The 14,950-nt window shown below is 57.8% G+C and carries 15 protein-coding genes and 1 riboswitch; of the genes, 9 read left to right on the top strand and 6 right to left on the bottom strand.

Features of this window, described 5'->3' with window-relative positions:
* Window positions 1–482: 482 nt before the first annotated feature.
* On the top strand, window positions 483–2,504 hold the full coding sequence (gene uvrB, locus BBB56_RS04730) for an excinuclease ABC subunit UvrB (protein ID WP_123799271.1): 2,022 nt from the start codon (window positions 483–485) through the stop codon (window positions 2,502–2,504).
* Between the two features lie 4 nt (window positions 2,505–2,508).
* Here the strand turns inward: uvrB and BBB56_RS04735 are convergent, their stop codons facing one another.
* Complete coding sequence (locus BBB56_RS04735; RefSeq protein WP_123799273.1) at window positions 2,509–3,414, bottom strand: gluconeogenesis factor YvcK family protein; 906 nt, start codon at window positions 3,412–3,414, stop codon at window positions 2,509–2,511.
* 176 nt (window positions 3,415–3,590) lie between these two features.
* Window positions 3,591–3,727, top strand: a riboswitch (molybdenum cofactor riboswitch).
* On the opposite strand from BBB56_RS04735, the gene moaA reads away from it, so the two are divergent.
* The 5 genes from moaA to moaE all read left to right on the top strand — a co-directional run bounded on the left by moaA (window position 3,717) and on the right by moaE (window position 6,412).
* On the top strand, window positions 3,717–4,703 hold the full coding sequence (gene moaA / locus BBB56_RS04740; RefSeq protein ID WP_123799275.1) for a GTP 3',8-cyclase MoaA: 987 nt from the start codon (window positions 3,717–3,719) through the stop codon (window positions 4,701–4,703). (Overlaps the previous riboswitch by 11 nt.)
* Before the next feature lie 15 nt (window positions 4,704–4,718).
* Window positions 4,719–5,234, top strand: a complete 516-nt coding sequence (gene moaB / locus BBB56_RS04745; protein WP_123799277.1) for a molybdenum cofactor biosynthesis protein B — start codon at window positions 4,719–4,721, stop codon at window positions 5,232–5,234.
* 3 nt (window positions 5,235–5,237) lie between these two features.
* On the top strand, window positions 5,238–5,720 hold the full coding sequence (moaC, locus tag BBB56_RS04750; RefSeq protein ID WP_123799279.1) for a cyclic pyranopterin monophosphate synthase MoaC: 483 nt from the start codon (window positions 5,238–5,240) through the stop codon (window positions 5,718–5,720).
* Complete coding sequence (gene moaD / locus BBB56_RS04755; protein WP_123799282.1) at window positions 5,713–5,958, top strand: molybdopterin synthase sulfur carrier subunit; 246 nt, start codon at window positions 5,713–5,715, stop codon at window positions 5,956–5,958. The genes moaC and moaD overlap by 8 nt, the downstream gene beginning before the upstream one ends.
* 1 nt (window position 5,959) lies before the next feature.
* On the top strand, window positions 5,960–6,412 hold the full coding sequence (gene moaE / locus BBB56_RS04760; RefSeq protein ID WP_123799285.1) for a molybdopterin synthase catalytic subunit MoaE: 453 nt from the start codon (window positions 5,960–5,962) through the stop codon (window positions 6,410–6,412).
* Here moaE and BBB56_RS04765 read toward each other — a convergent pair.
* Window positions 6,409–7,194, bottom strand: coding sequence for an OBAP family protein (locus BBB56_RS04765; RefSeq protein WP_123799289.1), 786 nt, complete (start codon window positions 7,192–7,194; stop codon window positions 6,409–6,411). The genes moaE and BBB56_RS04765 overlap by 4 nt on opposite strands.
* A 150-nt stretch (window positions 7,195–7,344) precedes the next feature.
* Here BBB56_RS04765 and BBB56_RS04770 point away from each other — a divergent pair, with 150 nt between their 5' ends.
* Together BBB56_RS04770 and BBB56_RS04775 are read left to right on the top strand one after the other, a co-directional pair.
* Complete coding sequence (locus BBB56_RS04770) at window positions 7,345–8,439, top strand: DUF1615 domain-containing protein (RefSeq protein WP_123799292.1); 1,095 nt, start codon at window positions 7,345–7,347, stop codon at window positions 8,437–8,439.
* Between the two features lie 91 nt (window positions 8,440–8,530).
* Window positions 8,531–9,238, top strand: a complete 708-nt coding sequence (locus BBB56_RS04775; RefSeq protein WP_123799294.1) for a Bax inhibitor-1/YccA family protein — start codon at window positions 8,531–8,533, stop codon at window positions 9,236–9,238.
* A gap of 47 nt (window positions 9,239–9,285) precedes the next feature.
* On the opposite strand, the gene BBB56_RS04780 is transcribed toward BBB56_RS04775, so the two are convergent.
* The 3 genes from BBB56_RS04780 to BBB56_RS04790 are packed head-to-tail and all read right to left on the bottom strand — an operon-like array spanning window position 9,286 to window position 12,256.
* Window positions 9,286–10,254: a lysylphosphatidylglycerol synthase domain-containing protein gene (locus BBB56_RS04780; RefSeq protein ID WP_123799296.1), complete on the bottom strand. Its 969-nt coding sequence runs from the start codon at window positions 10,252–10,254 to the stop codon at window positions 9,286–9,288.
* A complete protein-coding gene (clsB, locus tag BBB56_RS04785; RefSeq protein ID WP_123799298.1) occupies window positions 10,254–11,498 on the bottom strand; it encodes a cardiolipin synthase ClsB in 1,245 nt (414 codons plus the stop codon). The genes BBB56_RS04780 and clsB overlap by 1 nt, the downstream gene beginning before the upstream one ends.
* Complete coding sequence (locus BBB56_RS04790; RefSeq protein ID WP_123799300.1) at window positions 11,495–12,256, bottom strand: endonuclease/exonuclease/phosphatase family protein; 762 nt, start codon at window positions 12,254–12,256, stop codon at window positions 11,495–11,497. Before BBB56_RS04790 ends, clsB begins: the two co-directional genes overlap by 4 nt.
* A 179-nt stretch (window positions 12,257–12,435) precedes the next feature.
* Here BBB56_RS04790 and BBB56_RS04795 point away from each other — a divergent pair, with 179 nt between their 5' ends.
* On the top strand, window positions 12,436–12,828 hold the full coding sequence (locus tag BBB56_RS04795; protein ID WP_123799302.1) for a YbhQ family protein: 393 nt from the start codon (window positions 12,436–12,438) through the stop codon (window positions 12,826–12,828).
* A gap of 279 nt (window positions 12,829–13,107) precedes the next feature.
* On the opposite strand, the gene BBB56_RS04800 is transcribed toward BBB56_RS04795, so the two are convergent.
* Window positions 13,108–14,814 (bottom strand): amidase, encoded by a 1,707-nt coding sequence (locus tag BBB56_RS04800; RefSeq protein WP_123799304.1) that lies wholly within the window; start codon window positions 14,812–14,814, stop codon window positions 13,108–13,110.
* Window positions 14,815–14,950 lie beyond the last annotated feature (136 nt).

The raw sequence follows: 14,950 nt of genomic DNA on the forward strand, positions 1-14,950 counted from the left end.
AAAAATTTTTCTCGCGGATGGCTTAACGGTAAAAAATTATGCACAGCCGATGGTGAAAGGGCTGCCTGTAGTTATCCACTATTCCTGTGGATAACCTTGTGCATTAGACAATGAAAACAGAGCGCAAGCGAGGAAATACGCGGCCTGGTTACATAATGCTGAGAAACTGGGCTTTTTACATATTTTCTTTATAAACAGCGAGTTAATAAAAAACAAGCCTGAGATTTTTCCGCTGCGTCATCAAGCTGAAATTTCATGACGTTCTCTTGACAAATGTTATTAGTCCGCTTCGGCTGGGGATAACCTTGCGCAACAGCGAAAATGTTGTCACCTCGTTATTGCGTCTTAAGCAGAGTGTTGCGTCATCCCTTCACTCTGCCGCGTTACTGGTGATTTATCCAGTATTAATTTCTGGCAAAATCGCCACGGCAGAGTAAAATGACTCGGCTAGCCGCCGTATTCTTCAGCAGGAACCGCATGTCATGAGTAAAGTCTTTAAACTAAATTCCGCCTTTAAGCCCTCCGGCGACCAGCCAGAGGCGATTCGTCGTCTCGAAGAGGGGCTTGAAGATGGTCTCGCCCATCAGACGCTGCTCGGCGTAACCGGCTCCGGCAAGACCTTTACCGTCGCCAACGTGATCGCTGACCTGAACCGGCCGGCGATGGTGCTGGCGCCTAACAAGACCCTGGCGGCGCAGCTGTACGGCGAGATGAAAGAGTTTTTTCCCGATAATGCGGTGGAATTTTTCGTCTCCTATTACGACTACTATCAGCCCGAAGCCTATGTTCCCAGCTCCGACACCTTTATCGAAAAAGACGCCTCGGTAAACGAACATATCGAGCAGATGCGTCTGTCGGCGACCAAAGCGCTGCTGGAGCGGCGCGACGTCATCGTAGTGGCCTCGGTTTCGGCCATATACGGTCTGGGCGATCCCGACCTCTACCTGAAAATGATGCTGCACCTGACGCGCGGAATGATTATCGACCAGCGCAGCATTTTGCGTCGCCTGGCGGAGTTGCAGTATGCCCGCAACGACCAGGCGTTCCAGCGCGGTACCTTCCGCGTGCGGGGCGAGGTTATCGATATTTTCCCGGCAGAGTCGGAAGACATTGCGCTGCGTGTGGAACTCTTTGACGAAGAGGTGGAACGGCTGTCGCTGTTCGATCCGCTCACCGGGCAGATTGTGTCCACCATCCCGCGCTTTACCATCTATCCGAAAACGCACTATGTTACGCCGCGCGAACGCATCTTGCAGGCGATGGAAGAGATCAAAGACGAGCTGGCGGATCGCCGCAAGGTGCTGCTGGAAAATAACAAGCTGCTGGAAGAGCAGCGCCTGACGCAGCGCACGCAGTTCGATCTGGAAATGATGAACGAGCTGGGCTACTGCTCTGGTATCGAAAACTACTCGCGCTATCTCTCCGGGCGCGGGCCAGGTATGCCGCCGCCGACGCTGTTTGACTATCTGCCTGCCGACGGCTTGCTGATCGTCGACGAGTCTCACGTCACTATTCCGCAAATCGGCGGCATGTATAAAGGGGACCGCGCGCGTAAAGAGACGCTGGTGGAGTATGGTTTTCGTCTGCCTTCGGCGCTGGATAACCGACCGCTCAGGTTTGAAGAGTTTGAGGCGCTGGCGCCCCAGACCATCTACGTTTCCGCCACGCCGGGCAATTATGAACTGGAAAAATCGGGCGGCGAGGTGATCGATCAGGTGGTGCGTCCCACCGGCCTGCTCGATCCGCTGCTGGAGGTGCGTCCGGTGGCGACGCAGGTCGACGATCTGCTGTCGGAGATCCGCAAGCGCGTCGCCATTAACGAGCGCGTGCTGGTCACCACTCTGACCAAGCGCATGGCGGAAGATCTCACCGAATACCTGGAAGAGCACGGTGAAAAGGTGCGCTATCTGCACTCCGACATCGATACCGTCGAGCGTATGGAGATCATTCGCGATCTGCGCCTCGGCGAGTTTGACGTGCTGGTGGGGATCAACCTGCTGCGTGAGGGGCTGGATATGCCGGAGGTGTCGCTGGTGGCGATCCTTGATGCCGACAAAGAGGGCTTCCTGCGCTCTGAACGCTCGCTGATCCAGACCATTGGACGTGCCGCGCGTAACGTTAACGGCAAGGCGATCCTCTACGCGGACAAGATCACTAACTCGATGGCGCGCGCTATTGAGGAGACTGAGCGTCGTCGCGAGAAGCAGCAGAAGTACAACGAAGAGAACGGCATTGTGCCGCAGGGGCTCAACAAAAAAATCACCGACATCCTGGAACTGGGACAGAACGTGGTCAAAACGCGCGGCAAAGCCAAAAACAGCAGCCGCAGCGCGGCCGAGGCGGAAGCCAGCTATATGGCGCTCAGTCCGCAGGCGCTACAGAAGAAAATTCACGAGCTGGAAACTCAGATGCAGCAGCACGCGCAGAATCTGGAGTTCGAAGAGGCGGCAAACGTGCGCGACCAGCTGCATCAGCTGCGCGAACTCTTTATCGCCGCCTCATAGCGGCTTAGCTAAAGCGCTGAATAGCGTGCTCCAGCGCCACGCGCAGCAGCTGGCGGTCGTGACGATAGGGAATATCGGCGGCCTCCAGCGGTTCGCGTACGATAAGGCGATTCTCCACCCCCGACGTATCGGCCGCCGGGCTGATCACTACCGCGTCAATGACCCGCTTGCCGATATATTTCTCCATCATGGCCAGCTTATCGGCGACCGTCAGGCTGGCGGCGGCCGGGCTGAGTTCGCGGCCCAGATTGCCAATAAAAACCATGGTGGCCGGCGTGCGGCGCAGCGCGCGCGCCATCTCTTCCATCAGCAGGATCGGCATCAGGCTGGTGTAAAAACTGCCGGGTCCGATCAGAATCAGATCCGCTTCGGCGATGGCGTCCAGCGCTTCGCGCGTCGGCGCGACGTTCGGATGCAGCATCAGCTCCTGCGGCGGCTGTTTCATGGCGTCGATGTCGGTTTCGCCATAAACCATATTGCCTTCGCTGTCTAACGCCACCAGATCCACCGGCTGCTCTGACATGGGGATCAGAAACGCGTCTACCTTAAGCAGATTGCGAATAATGTTGATCGCTTCCAGCGGGCGTACGCTCAGATGATCCAGCGCCTTAAGCATCAGATTGCCCAGGTTATGCCCGGCCAGTTCGCCGTTGCCGGCAAAGCGGTATTCAAACATCGCCGAGGCTACGCTGGGTTCGGTAATCAGCTGATTAATACAGTTACGCATATCGCCCCAGGCGATGCCGCCTTCCGAGCGGCGAATACGTCCTGTCGAGCCGCCGTTGTCGGTGGTGGTGACAATGCCGGTCAGGCGTGAACCCAGCGGCGAAAGTGCCGACATCACGCGTCCCAGGCCATGTCCGCCGCCCAGCGCCACTACGCGATCGAGGTCTGACAAAGTTCGGTTCATATTTCCTCTTTACACCCGCTGTTATCTTGCCGTACCGGCAGGGGTTTCAGCGGCTATGTTAACCGTACTGCCGCGAAAATGCGGCGAAAAATCGTTATATATCAAGATATATAGCGTAATTATTTGATGATGGTTTAGCAAAATCGCGCTACCATTTATCCACCATGTCGCCCGTGTTGGGCCACATACACTCAAAGCCTGAATGCCTAAGTCAACAGATAGGGGATTCAGGCCGCAGCCAGCGCGCTGCCAGGGTGCAGAAAGAAATGCCTGCATCTCCCGTACTTGGAAAAGGTGTTCTGGTGTCACAATTTACTGATGCATTTGCACGTCGGTTTTATTACCTGCGTCTGTCTGTAACGGATGTCTGTAACTTCCGTTGTACCTATTGCCTGCCCGACGGCTATAAACCTCAGGGCGTGCGCAACAAAAGTTTCCTTTCGCTCGACGAGATTCGACGCGTTACGCGCGCTTTCGCCGCCGCAGGCACTGAAAAAGTGCGCCTGACCGGCGGAGAGCCGTCGCTGCGCCGCGACTTTACCGACATTATTGCCGCCGTGCGTGAGAACCGCGCGATTCGCCAGATTGCCGTTACCACTAACGGCTATCGGCTGGCGCGCGACGTCGCCGCCTGGCGCGAAGCCGGTCTTACCGCGCTGAACGTCAGCGTAGACAGTCTTGATGCGCGCCAGTTCCACGCCATCACCGGACAGGACAAGTTCCACCAGGTTATGGCGGGCATCGACGCGGCCTTTGACGCTGGCTTCCAGCAGGTCAAAGTCAACAGCGTGTTGATGCGCGACCTCAATAGCCGCAGCCTGCAAACCTTCCTGGACTGGATCCGCACGCGTCCTATTCAGCTACGATTTATCGAGCTGATGGAAACGGGCGAGGGCGGGACGCTGTTTCGCCAGCAGCACGTCTCCGGCGCGGTCATTCGCGACCAGCTGGTGGCGCAGGGCTGGCAGCGTCGCGAGCGCGGCCGCAGCGACGGTCCGGCGCAGGTCTTCTACCATCCTGACTATGTCGGCGAGATCGGCCTGATTATGCCCTATTCGCGTGACTTCTGCGCCAGCTGCAACCGTCTGCGCGTCTCGGCGCACGGTAATTTGCATCTTTGCCTGTTTGGCGACAGCGGCGTGCCGCTGCGCGATCTGCTGGTTTCCGACAGTCAGCAGGCGGAGTTGCAGGCGCGCATCGCCCACAGCCTCGGCGAGAAGAAGCAAACGCACTTTCTGCATCAGGGCAATACCGGTATTACGCAGAACCTTTCCTTCATTGGCGGTTAATCTCAGGAGCGAGTAATGGGCAAATCTACGGGTGAATTTATTCCGGTCAACCTGGCGGTGCTGACCGTTTCCGATCGGCGCGACGCCAGCAACGATACCTCCGGCGACTACCTGCGCGCGGCGGCGCGCGAAGCCGGGCATGTGGTGGTCGATCACGCGATCGTCGGTGAAGACCGCTACCGTATTCGCGCCATCGTGTCGCGCTGGATCGCCAGCCAGGATGTACAGGTGGTGGTGGTGAACGGCGGCACCGGCTTTAATGCCAAAAACAACACGCCTGAAGCGCTACAGCCGCTGTTCGATCGCGAGATCGCCGGGTTCGGCGAACTGTTTCGCATGTTCTCGTATGAGGACATTGGCGGATCGACGCTTCAGTCGCGCGCCGTGGCCGGTATGGCAAACGGCACCCTGATCTTCGTCGTGCCGGGTTCCACCAGCGCCTGCGAGAGCGCCTGGGAGCGCATTATTGCCGACCAGATTGACGCCCGTACCGCTCCCTGTAATTTCGTTTCACACTTAAAGAAGCTGTAAGCCATGCAACTGACCCACATTAACGCCGCAGGCGAAGCCCATATGGTTGACGTCTCGGCCAAAGCGGAAACGACCCGTGAAGCGCGCGCCGAAGCGCTGGTGCTGATGAACGCCGAGACGCTCCAGATGATCGTTGACGGCAGCCATCATAAAGGCGATGTCTTCGCCACCGCGCGTATTGCCGGTATTCAGGCCGCCAAGCGCACCTGGGAGCTGATCCCGCTGTGTCATCCGCTAATGCTGAGCAAAGTCGAAGTCAACCTTGTCGCCGAGCCGGAGCATCAGCGCGTGCGTATCACCTCGCTGTGTCGCCTGAGCGGCAAAACCGGCGTGGAAATGGAAGCCCTGACCGCCGCCTCTGTGGCCGCGCTTACTATCTACGACATGTGCAAAGCGGTACAGAAAGACATCGTCATTGACCAGCTGAGGCTGCTGAGCAAAAGCGGCGGCAAATCCGGCGATTTTCAGGCGGTGGCCCATGATTAACGTGCTGTTTTTCGCGCAGGTGCGCGAGCTGGTCGGCACTGGCGCGCTGCAAGTCGCCGATGAATTTAGCGATGTGGCGGCGCTGCGCGGCGCGCTGGCGCAAAAAGGCGACCGCTGGGCGCTGGCCCTCGATTCCGGCAAGCTGCTGGCGGCGGTTAATCAGACGCTGGTGCCGCTGTCGCATCCGCTGAAAGCGGGCGACGAGGTGGCATTCTTCCCACCAGTGACGGGAGGCTAAGATGGCAACGCAGATCCGCGTCGGCGCAGCGCCTTTCAGCATGGCCGACGAATACGCCTGGCTCTCTACCTCCGACGCAGACGGCGCGGTGGTGACTTTTACCGGCAAGGTGCGCAATCACAACCTGGGCGACAGCGTGGCTGCGCTGACGCTGGAGCACTATCCGGGCATGACGGAAAAAGCGTTGCGGGAAATTGTCGACGAGGCGCGCAGCCGCTGGCCGTTGCAGCGCGTGAGCGTGATCCATCGTATCGGCGAACTCTTTCCCGGCGATGAGATCGTATTCGTTGGCGTGACCAGCGCGCACCGCAGCAGCGCCTTTGCCGCTGCGGAATTTATCATGGACTATCTTAAAACCCGCGCGCCTTTCTGGAAGCGCGAAGCCACCGAACAGGGCGACCGCTGGGTTGACGCCCGCGACAGCGACCAGCAGGCCGCGCAGCGCTGGGATTAAGGCTTGCTGAGCTGCTCCGCTGGACCAAAACTGGTCTGGCCGTGACGGTGCTCGCCGCCGCCTGAGACGCGTTTTAGCTGGATTACCTCGCCGCGCTGCCACGCATTTGCGCCCGGCAAGACCGGCTGCGCGACAATATCGGCGCGCGATGCCCGTATCTTACGGCTGTCAACGTCAAAGCGTTTGTCGCGGTCGGCCAGCAGACGGTTATCCAGCTGGCCGTCGGCGGTAAAGCCCATCATCAGCGCCGGAATGCCCGTCGGCAGCGTTTTGTCGCGATCGGTATGCCAGGTGTGCCAGGTTTTTCCGTAGGTATTGGCGATGCGCGCCATAAGCGCGTGATCCGCCGCCTGCGGCAGGCCCGGCGCTATCAGCGTGCCGGATTTCACCTCATAGTCGTGGCTGTGCCACAGCTTCTTCTCTTCCGGCGGCAGGGTCTGATAGAGCCGCGCGCTGATAATGTATTCAACTCCCATCAGGCGCGCGTCTTTGGTGTTGCCGTCGTATATCACCGCCTGCATCACATCGTCGTTAAGCACCGTGACGTAGTGATGCGCCTCCATCTGGCCGTTTCGGTCGCCGTTGTAAAAGTGGAAGCCGTCCAGATAGGTATTGATGGCGTCAATGGGCGGACGCGACTGCAACAGATCCGCGCCTGCCCCCAGGGTTTTCATTTTCGTTGAGACAGGCGCGCCGGGCGAAGCGACCTGTGCAGGCGTATTATTCGCGCCGCATCCGCTGAGCAGCAGCGCGACGGCGGCGCCGATCCAGAGTTTTTGCATCACAATTTCCTTTTATGCGAGAAAATCTGAGCCTGGCTGAGAACCTGCGATACGCAAGCGCGACGGCTGGCAAAGGAATTTACACCCTGTCTGATGGCGCGCCCGCGCTTCGGTGCTAAGGTAAGGTTTTGTTTTCACGCAAGGACAGGTATGTCAGTTTCAGGATCCCTTAAGCGTCTTTCGCTGCTCGCCGCGCTGGTGCTGGCGGGCTGTAGCAGCAAAAAAACACCCGAAGCGCCGGTACGTCAGCCTGCCGACGTCAAGGCGCAGATCCAGCGCCTGCTGCCCGCGCACGTCAGCGACAAGCCCGGCTGGGCGACCGACATCTATACGTCGTTCCGCACCCAGCAGATCGATCCCAGCGTCAGCAATCTGTGCGCGGCTATTGCCGTGGCGGACCAGGAGTCAAATTTCAGCGCGGAAGCCGCCGTCCCCGGCCTGCCGAAAATCGCCTGGGGCGAAATCGACCGCCGAGCCGCGAAGGTGCACGTGCCTGCCTTTGTTGTGCGCACCGCGCTGATGATTAAATCTTCTAACGGGGAGAGTTATGCGGCGCGGCTCGACAAAGTGCGCAGCGAAAAAGAGCTGAGCGCCATTTTCGACGATTTTATTGATATGGTGCCGATGGGGCAGACGCTGTTTGGCAATCTCAATCCGATCCATACCGGCGGTCCTATGCAGGTCAGCATCCTCTTTGCCGAGGCTCACGCCAAAGGCTATCCGTGGCCGGTGGACGGCTCGATCCGCCGCGAGGTCTTTACCCGTCACGGCGGCATGTATTTCGGCATCATGCATCTGCTTGGCTATCCGGCGGACTACAGCAAGCCGCTCTACCGCTTTGCTGATTTCAATGCGGGCTGGTATGCCAGTCGCAACGCGGCGTTTCAGGCGGCGGTGGCGCGCGCGACCGGCATGAAGCTGGCGCTGGATGGCGATCTGATCCTCTATGGCTCAGACAAAGCCGGATCGACTGAGCTGGCGGTGCGCACTCTGGCGAAACAGATCGACATGAGCGACAGCGCTATTCGTCGCGACTTAGAGAAAGGGGAGCAGGCGAGCTTCAGCGACAGCACGCTGTGGAAGCAGGTGTTTGCGCTGGCGGACAAGATGGCCGGTCGCCCGCTGCCGCGCGAAATGTTGCCCGGTATTAAGCTGGAAAGCCCGAAAATCACCCGCAATCTGACCACGGCCTGGTTCGCGCAGCGTGTCGATAGCCGCTATCAGCAGTGTTTATCGCGTCGCTAGGGCGCGCATTGTGGCGCAGTTCAGCCGGGCTGTGCCACACTGAACTATGTCTGTCGGGTTTCCGACCCTGTTCATCAACACGAGGTGCGTCATGGATCGATATCCACGCAATGATTCTCTGGTGCAGCCCGCCACAAGCGGGTTGCAAACTTATATGGCGCAGGTCTACGGCTGGATGACCTGCGGTCTGCTGCTGACCGCGTTTGTTTCCTGGTATGCCGCAGGAAATGAACGCATCATGTTCTTTATCTTTTCCAGTCGTATGACCTTTTTCGGCCTGATCATCGCGCAGCTGGCGGTGGTCTTTGTGCTCTCTGGCCTGGTGAATCGTCTGAGCGGCGCGGTGGCCACCGCGCTGTTTATGCTCTATTCCGCGCTGACGGGATTAACGATGGCCAGTATTTTCATTGCCTACACGGCAACGTCAATCGCCAGCACCTTCTTTATTACGGCGGGGATGTTTGGCGCGATGAGTTTTTACGGCTACACCACTAAACGCGACCTGAGCCGCTTTGGCAGCCTGCTGTTTATGGCGCTGATCGGCATTTTGCTGGCGTCTCTGGTGAACTTCTGGCTGAAAAGTCCGGCGTTGATGTGGGCGATTACCTATATCGGCGTGGTGGTCTTTGTGGGGCTGACCGCCTATGACACCCAGCAGCTGCGCCAGATCGGCGAGCAGATCGACGTGCGCGATCGCGAGTCGCTGCGCCGTTATTCAATTATGGGGGCGCTGAAGCTCTATCTGGACTTTATTAACCTGTTCCTGATGCTGTTGCGTATTTTCGGCAGCCGCCGTTAACCCAGGCTCTGCCCCTTCTGCTGATGAGAAGGGGCAGAGAGGCCTCTCTAGGCGCTCTTCTGAAGTTTCTGCTCGTTTTTCTCACGTAAATGCTTCGCGCGGCTCTCCAGAATCAGGTAGAGCACCAGCGCCAGCAGCAGCGGTAAAATAAAATAGAGCACGCGGTAAGCCAGCAGCGCGGCGATAATGGTGCCGTGCGAGGCGTGCTGCCCGCTGAGCAGGGCCAGAAACACCGCTTCAAGCACGCCGATCCCGGCGGGAATATGAATAATCACGCCGGCAATGCTGCTGATCAGCAGCACGCCCAGCACGATGGGGTAATCCACCTGCCGCGCCAGCAACAGCCAGATAATCGCCCCCATAACCAGCCAGTTAGCGCATGAGACCACAAACTGAAACAGCGCCATGCGCAGCGACGGCAGCTGTAGCGTCTGACGCTTGATGGTCCACTTGCGGCGTTTAGAAAAGGCGCAGGCCCAGAGGTAAACCGCGACGGTGATCAGCAGTACCACGCCGATAATGCGCAGGGTGGTCTCGCCGATAAACCAGCCGCCGGGGATCGGCACCATACCAGCGCTGAAGACCACGCCCGCCAGCAAAATATAACCAAGCCAGTTGGTGGCGATACTCAGCGAAAAGATGCGCGTAATGGTGCCGCTGTTAAGGCCAAGCCGGGAATAGAGCCGATAGCGCATCGCCACGCCGCCGACCCAGGTGCTCAGCGTCAGGTTAAAGGCGTAGCAGATAAACGACACCAGCATAACCTGCCGCTTCGCCAGTTTGTGGCCGCAGTAGGCGCGGCCAATCAGGTCATAGCAGCCATAGGTGAGATAGCTCAGGATCACCAGCCCTACCGCGCTCAGCACGGCAAAGCGGTTATAGTTAACGATAACGTTGTAGACGTCTTCCCAGTTCACCTTGCGCGCATAAACCACCAGCAGCACAATCACCGCGATAAAAAAGAGCCAGGTGAGTACTTTCTTCGCCCGGTTCCAGCCTGGGTGTTTTTTCGCCATCAGGATTTCGCTCCTTCATTGTTCGTTTCGACACGGTCCTGCGTCTCCATCTCCGGCTGCTTTGGCGGATCGACCTGGGCAAGCAGGGGAGTATGAGCGGGGAGCCAGCCTGCAATCGCCGGGAAATGACGTAAGAAGTGGAAAACAACCACGCTTTTGGTGAGCTGCCACCAGGTGCGCGGCGGCAAGCGATCCTCCTGAACGCGCTGGCAGTCTCGCGCCAGCAGGCCCTCCAGGTTGTCGCGCAGCGTCTGGTTAAAGTCACGATCGTAAACAATCAGGTTCGCTTCGAGATTAAGCGACAGGCTCAGCGGATCGAGATTGCTGGAACCCACGGTAGACCACTGCTGATCCTGAATCGCCACCTTGCCGTGCAGCGGGCGGCGAATATATTCATAAACCTCGACGCCCGCATCGACCAGGTAGTTATAGAGCAACTCCGCGCCTACCTTAACGATGGGCATATCCGGCTCGCCCTGCACGATCAGCCTGACCCGGACGCCGCGCTGCGCCGCGCTGCGCATCTCGCGCAGCAGGCGATAGCCGGGGAAAAAGTAGGCGTTGGCGATAATAACGTCCTGTTTCGCGGTGCGCAGCATATCGAGGTAGTGCTTTTCAATGTCGTCGCGATGCTCGTCATTATCGCGATACACAAACAGCACCTGAGCGTTGCCGGGCGTCGTGTTAACGGCGGGGCGATGCGAACGGCCTCCCCACCAGCGGCGCGTGACCGCTTCGCTGCCCATCGCCTGACGTACGTAGGCGGTAATATTAGCCACAATCGGGCCTTTCACCTCAACCGCATAGTCCTGCTTGGCTTCCGGGCCGTAGCTGGTGTTGTGCTCGGCGGAGAAGTTAATGCCCCCGACAAAGGCGATGGTTTCGTCCACCACGACAATTTTACGGTGCAGACGACGGAAGACGTTGGTGCGCATTCCCATCACCAGCGGGCGCGGATCGTAGTAGATGAAACGCACGCCTTCAGCGGTCAGGCTGTTGACAAACTGATCGGAGAGATCGGGCGAGCCGTAGCCGTCCACCATCACCTCTATTTTTACGCCGCGCTGCGCGGCGGCCAGCAGTTCGCGGTGCAGCGCGTTGCCCACGTCATCTTCAAACAGGATAAAGGTTTCCAGCAAAACCGTTCGCTCGGCGCGCTGAATAGCGCCAAAGACGCGCGGGAAAAACTCTTCGCCATTCTCCAGCAGGCGCAGCTTGTTGCCTTCTTGCCATTCAAAATTCATAGATGGATCTCCACGGCAAGCGGGGCGTGATCTGACAGATGCGACCAGGGTTTGCGCGGCAGCGCCCAGGGATGACTGACCGTCGCGTTGCGCACATAGATGCGGTCAAGGCGCAGCAGCGGAAAGCGGGCCGGAAAGGTGCGCGCCGGACGGCCGTGCTTCATGCTAAACACCTCTTTTAATCCCGCGCCGTGTTTCAAAATGCGGTTAGCGCGCAGCTGCCAGTCGTTGAAATCGCCCGCCACCACCAGCGGCGCGTCGTGCGGCAGCGAGGCCACCATATCGCACATCATTTTCATCTGCGCATGACGGTGCGACGCTTTTAGCCCCAGATGCACGCAAATAACGTGCAGGGTGCCGTGCGGCTCCGGCAGCGTAATCTGGCAGTGCAACATGCCGCGGTTTTCACTGCCCGCCACAGAAATATCACGATTTTCGTACTCCAGAATGGGAAACCGTGACAAAATCGCGTTCCCGTGATGTCCTTCCGGATAGACGGCGTTACGTCCGTAGGCGAAATCATTCCACATGGTGTCGGCCAGAAACTCGTAGTGTGGCGTGCCAGGCCAGTTTTCATGGTGCAGGGGATGGATGGCATGAGTGCCCATCACCTCTTGCAGGAACACGATATCCGCCGATGTCGCGCGTACGGCCTCACGGAGTTCCGGCAGGATGAAACGGCGGTTAAAAGTGGTAAATCCCTTGTGGGTGTTAATCGTCAGGACTTTAAGGGAAAATCCTTGCTTAGTTTGTGGCATACTCTCGACGCACTCCTTTTCATCAGCAACAGAAGTAAAGTGTAGTCTTTGTCACAAACGGGTGCGGATAAGGATGGAAATTTAGGGCGTTATCTGAAAATTGCTTTACATTGAGGAAACCGTTACCGGCCTGTGCCGGTTGCACTTGGGCGACCTGTTGGGTCTGCCAGGAGAAAAGAATGAAATGGTCTAATCGTGTTCAAATCATCACCGGACAAACCTGCGTGCATATAGCCATGCACGCGCTGGTGATTGCCGCGCTGGTCTGGGGCTGGAAGCATAAGGCTCTGACCGAAGTGTGCAGCACGCTGGTAGCCGCCTATGCGCTGGTGTTTATCGCCATGCTGGTCCTACAGCGTAGTGTTCGTTTGCGCAGCATCGGTGATTATCTTGAAGAGGCCACCACCACCTACTACTTTGGCGCGGCGATGATGACGTTGTTCATTGTTTCCCGCTATGTCCATAACGCGCTGCTGATCGGCACGCTGGGCGTGGTGATGCTGGTGGGACCGGCGCTGGTCTCGCTGCTGGCGAAAGAGCCGGCAGGACGCATCGAAAAGAAGCGGAGCTAAGCGGCCGCGCAATAAAACAAAGCCACCTTACTAATCTGAACCCTGAAAGCTGCGTATCCAGCCAGTAGGGGTTTGTTGTTTTTATGCTCAGGAAAACAGGCAGCGAAAGACACTATCTGAGCTGCTCTGCCTTTGTCCAACCGGAGAACCCTGACCTGAAGAAAGATAAGCCTGAGTCTGGTTCAGTACCGGGCTCAGGCTGAATCATGCACCGAAAAAGTATCCGGGATGGAAAAGTATTTCCCGGATGACAGGGTTCCAGAGGGTTTGCCCCCTGTATTATTTTTTTAGCGGCGGTGTACGCGGTGGGATCAGACGTCTGCTGCCTGTTGCTTCAAAGGCTGCGGCAAAACGCAGCAAATTATTATCGTCATAGGCGCGGCCAGCGATAGTCAGCCCTACAGGCATACCAATATCAGCCATCACGCCCATAGGAACAGTGACAGTAGGCACGCCCAGGTGGCGAATGGCCAGGTTACCGTTAGCCACCCAGATGCCATTGCTCCAGGCGATGTCAGCCGACGCAGGGTTAACATCGGCATCTGCTGGCGCCACATCCGCCACGGTAGGGAACAGCACGGCGTCAAGCCTGAGTGCATCCATCCAGTCTTCCAGATCCAGCTGGCGGGTTTTCTCAAGACCACGCAGGCCATCCGGAATGCTGGCGATCTGGTTATATGACTTGAGACCCCGTCTGGCCATATTGACATATTCTTCCATACCGGCGGCCAGATCGCCCTCGCGATTCGGCAGCGTGCCTAAATCGTGTGGGAAAATAAGAGGTCCATTGGCGTCAGCCAGTTTATTCAGATGCGGATCGTTGTTGGCGCGCAGAAACTCATCGAATGCCCAGCCTGACAGTTCCCATAACTCATCGTTGAGAAATTCAGGTGAGACGATGCCCCGGTTAAACACCGTAGGCGCGCCGGGACGATCGCCTTCGCAATTTGAAACCAGCGGAAAATCCACTTCCACGACTTCAGCGCCAGCCCGCTCCAGAGCTTCACGCGCGGATTCCCACAGATCGATGACCGAGGCCCTGGTGTGGATGCGCTGACCGGTCGGCCCGCCAATGCCAGGATTTTCACTGGTGCCAGCAAGATCATCTTTATTAATGAACATCCGCGGCACGCCGAAACGCTTGCCCCTGAGGGTATCGTTGCCGGCAGCGAGATCCAGATAGGAGGCAGGACGTACTTCAGATGCTTTAGGAATCTTCACCCAGGGTTGCAGGCGCCACAGGTCGCCACGCGTAATGGGATCGTCAGCAACAATAACATCCAGAACTTCGAGTAATTCGGTCATTGTGCGGGTGTAGGGGACGACCACATCCATCGTCGGTGTTAATGGCCAGTTACCCCGGACGGAGATGACGCCGCGTGAAGGCGTATAGGCGCACAGACCATTATTTGAGGCGGGACCGCGACCGCTTGACCACGTCTCTTCTGCCAGGCCAAAAGCGGCAAAGCTGGCGGCTGTAGCCGTGCCAGCACCGTTGGACGAGCCAGAGGCAAAGGGGGCGGTGAGATAGCGCGCATTATAAGGGCTTTCAGCTCGGCCGTAGTGGCCCCGCTGCATGCCGCCGTTAGCCATCGGCGGCATGTTTGTCTTGCCCAGACAGATGGCGCCGGCATTACGCAGACGTTCGACGGCAAATGCATCGTATTGCGCGACCAAATCCTTGAAGGCGGGGCTGCCGGAAGCCGCGGTCATTCCCTTAACCAGATAGCTATCTTTGGCCGTATAAGGAATGCCGTCCAGCGGACTCAGAACCTCACCACGCGCGCGGCGTGCATCTGAGGCTTCGGCCTCCTTCAGCGCATCAGGGTTACGAACCACGACCGCATTCAGTTTAGTCTCGGTCTCAGGTCCGTTATAGGCGTCGATACGAGCCAGATAGGCTTTGACCAGTTCCACCGCCGTGGTCTGGCCAGATTCAAGCGCTTTACGCAGCTCAGCAATTGAAACTTCCGTTACCTCAATCATGCTGCTGTCTCCTGATGAAAATGATGATGCCTGGTGTATATAGCGGGCACAGGGCACTTTACGTTTTCTGATTTCATAAAGATGATCCTTCTGAATAGTATTTATCCGTTGCGCCTCATGATTAACCTGGTGGTTA

The sequence above is a fragment of the Candidatus Pantoea deserta genome (assembly GCF_003813865.1).
Taxonomy (GTDB): domain Bacteria; phylum Pseudomonadota; class Gammaproteobacteria; order Enterobacterales; family Enterobacteriaceae; genus Pantoea; species Pantoea deserta.

Coding starts and splice junctions, on each gene's coding strand:
- uvrB (WP_123799271.1), top strand. CDS start 483: ATGAGTAAAGTCTTTAAACTAAATTCCGCCTTTAAGCCCTCCGGCGAC.
- BBB56_RS04735 (WP_123799273.1), bottom strand. CDS start 3,414: ATGAACCGAACTTTGTCAGACCTCGATCGCGTAGTGGCGCTGGGCGGC.
- moaB (WP_123799277.1), top strand. CDS start 4,719: ATGGGCAAATCTACGGGTGAATTTATTCCGGTCAACCTGGCGGTGCTG.
- moaC (WP_123799279.1), top strand. CDS start 5,238: ATGCAACTGACCCACATTAACGCCGCAGGCGAAGCCCATATGGTTGAC.
- moaD (WP_123799282.1), top strand. CDS start 5,713: ATGATTAACGTGCTGTTTTTCGCGCAGGTGCGCGAGCTGGTCGGCACT.
- moaE (WP_123799285.1), top strand. CDS start 5,960: ATGGCAACGCAGATCCGCGTCGGCGCAGCGCCTTTCAGCATGGCCGAC.
- BBB56_RS04765 (WP_123799289.1), bottom strand. CDS start 7,194: ATGCAAAAACTCTGGATCGGCGCCGCCGTCGCGCTGCTGCTCAGCGGA.
- BBB56_RS04770 (WP_123799292.1), top strand. CDS start 7,345: ATGTCAGTTTCAGGATCCCTTAAGCGTCTTTCGCTGCTCGCCGCGCTG.
- BBB56_RS04775 (WP_123799294.1), top strand. CDS start 8,531: ATGGATCGATATCCACGCAATGATTCTCTGGTGCAGCCCGCCACAAGC.
- BBB56_RS04780 (WP_123799296.1), bottom strand. CDS start 10,254: ATGGCGAAAAAACACCCAGGCTGGAACCGGGCGAAGAAAGTACTCACC.
- clsB (WP_123799298.1), bottom strand. CDS start 11,498: ATGAATTTTGAATGGCAAGAAGGCAACAAGCTGCGCCTGCTGGAGAAT.
- BBB56_RS04790 (WP_123799300.1), bottom strand. CDS start 12,256: ATGCCACAAACTAAGCAAGGATTTTCCCTTAAAGTCCTGACGATTAAC.
- BBB56_RS04795 (WP_123799302.1), top strand. CDS start 12,436: ATGAAATGGTCTAATCGTGTTCAAATCATCACCGGACAAACCTGCGTG.
- BBB56_RS04800 (WP_123799304.1), bottom strand. CDS start 14,814: ATGATTGAGGTAACGGAAGTTTCAATTGCTGAGCTGCGTAAAGCGCTT.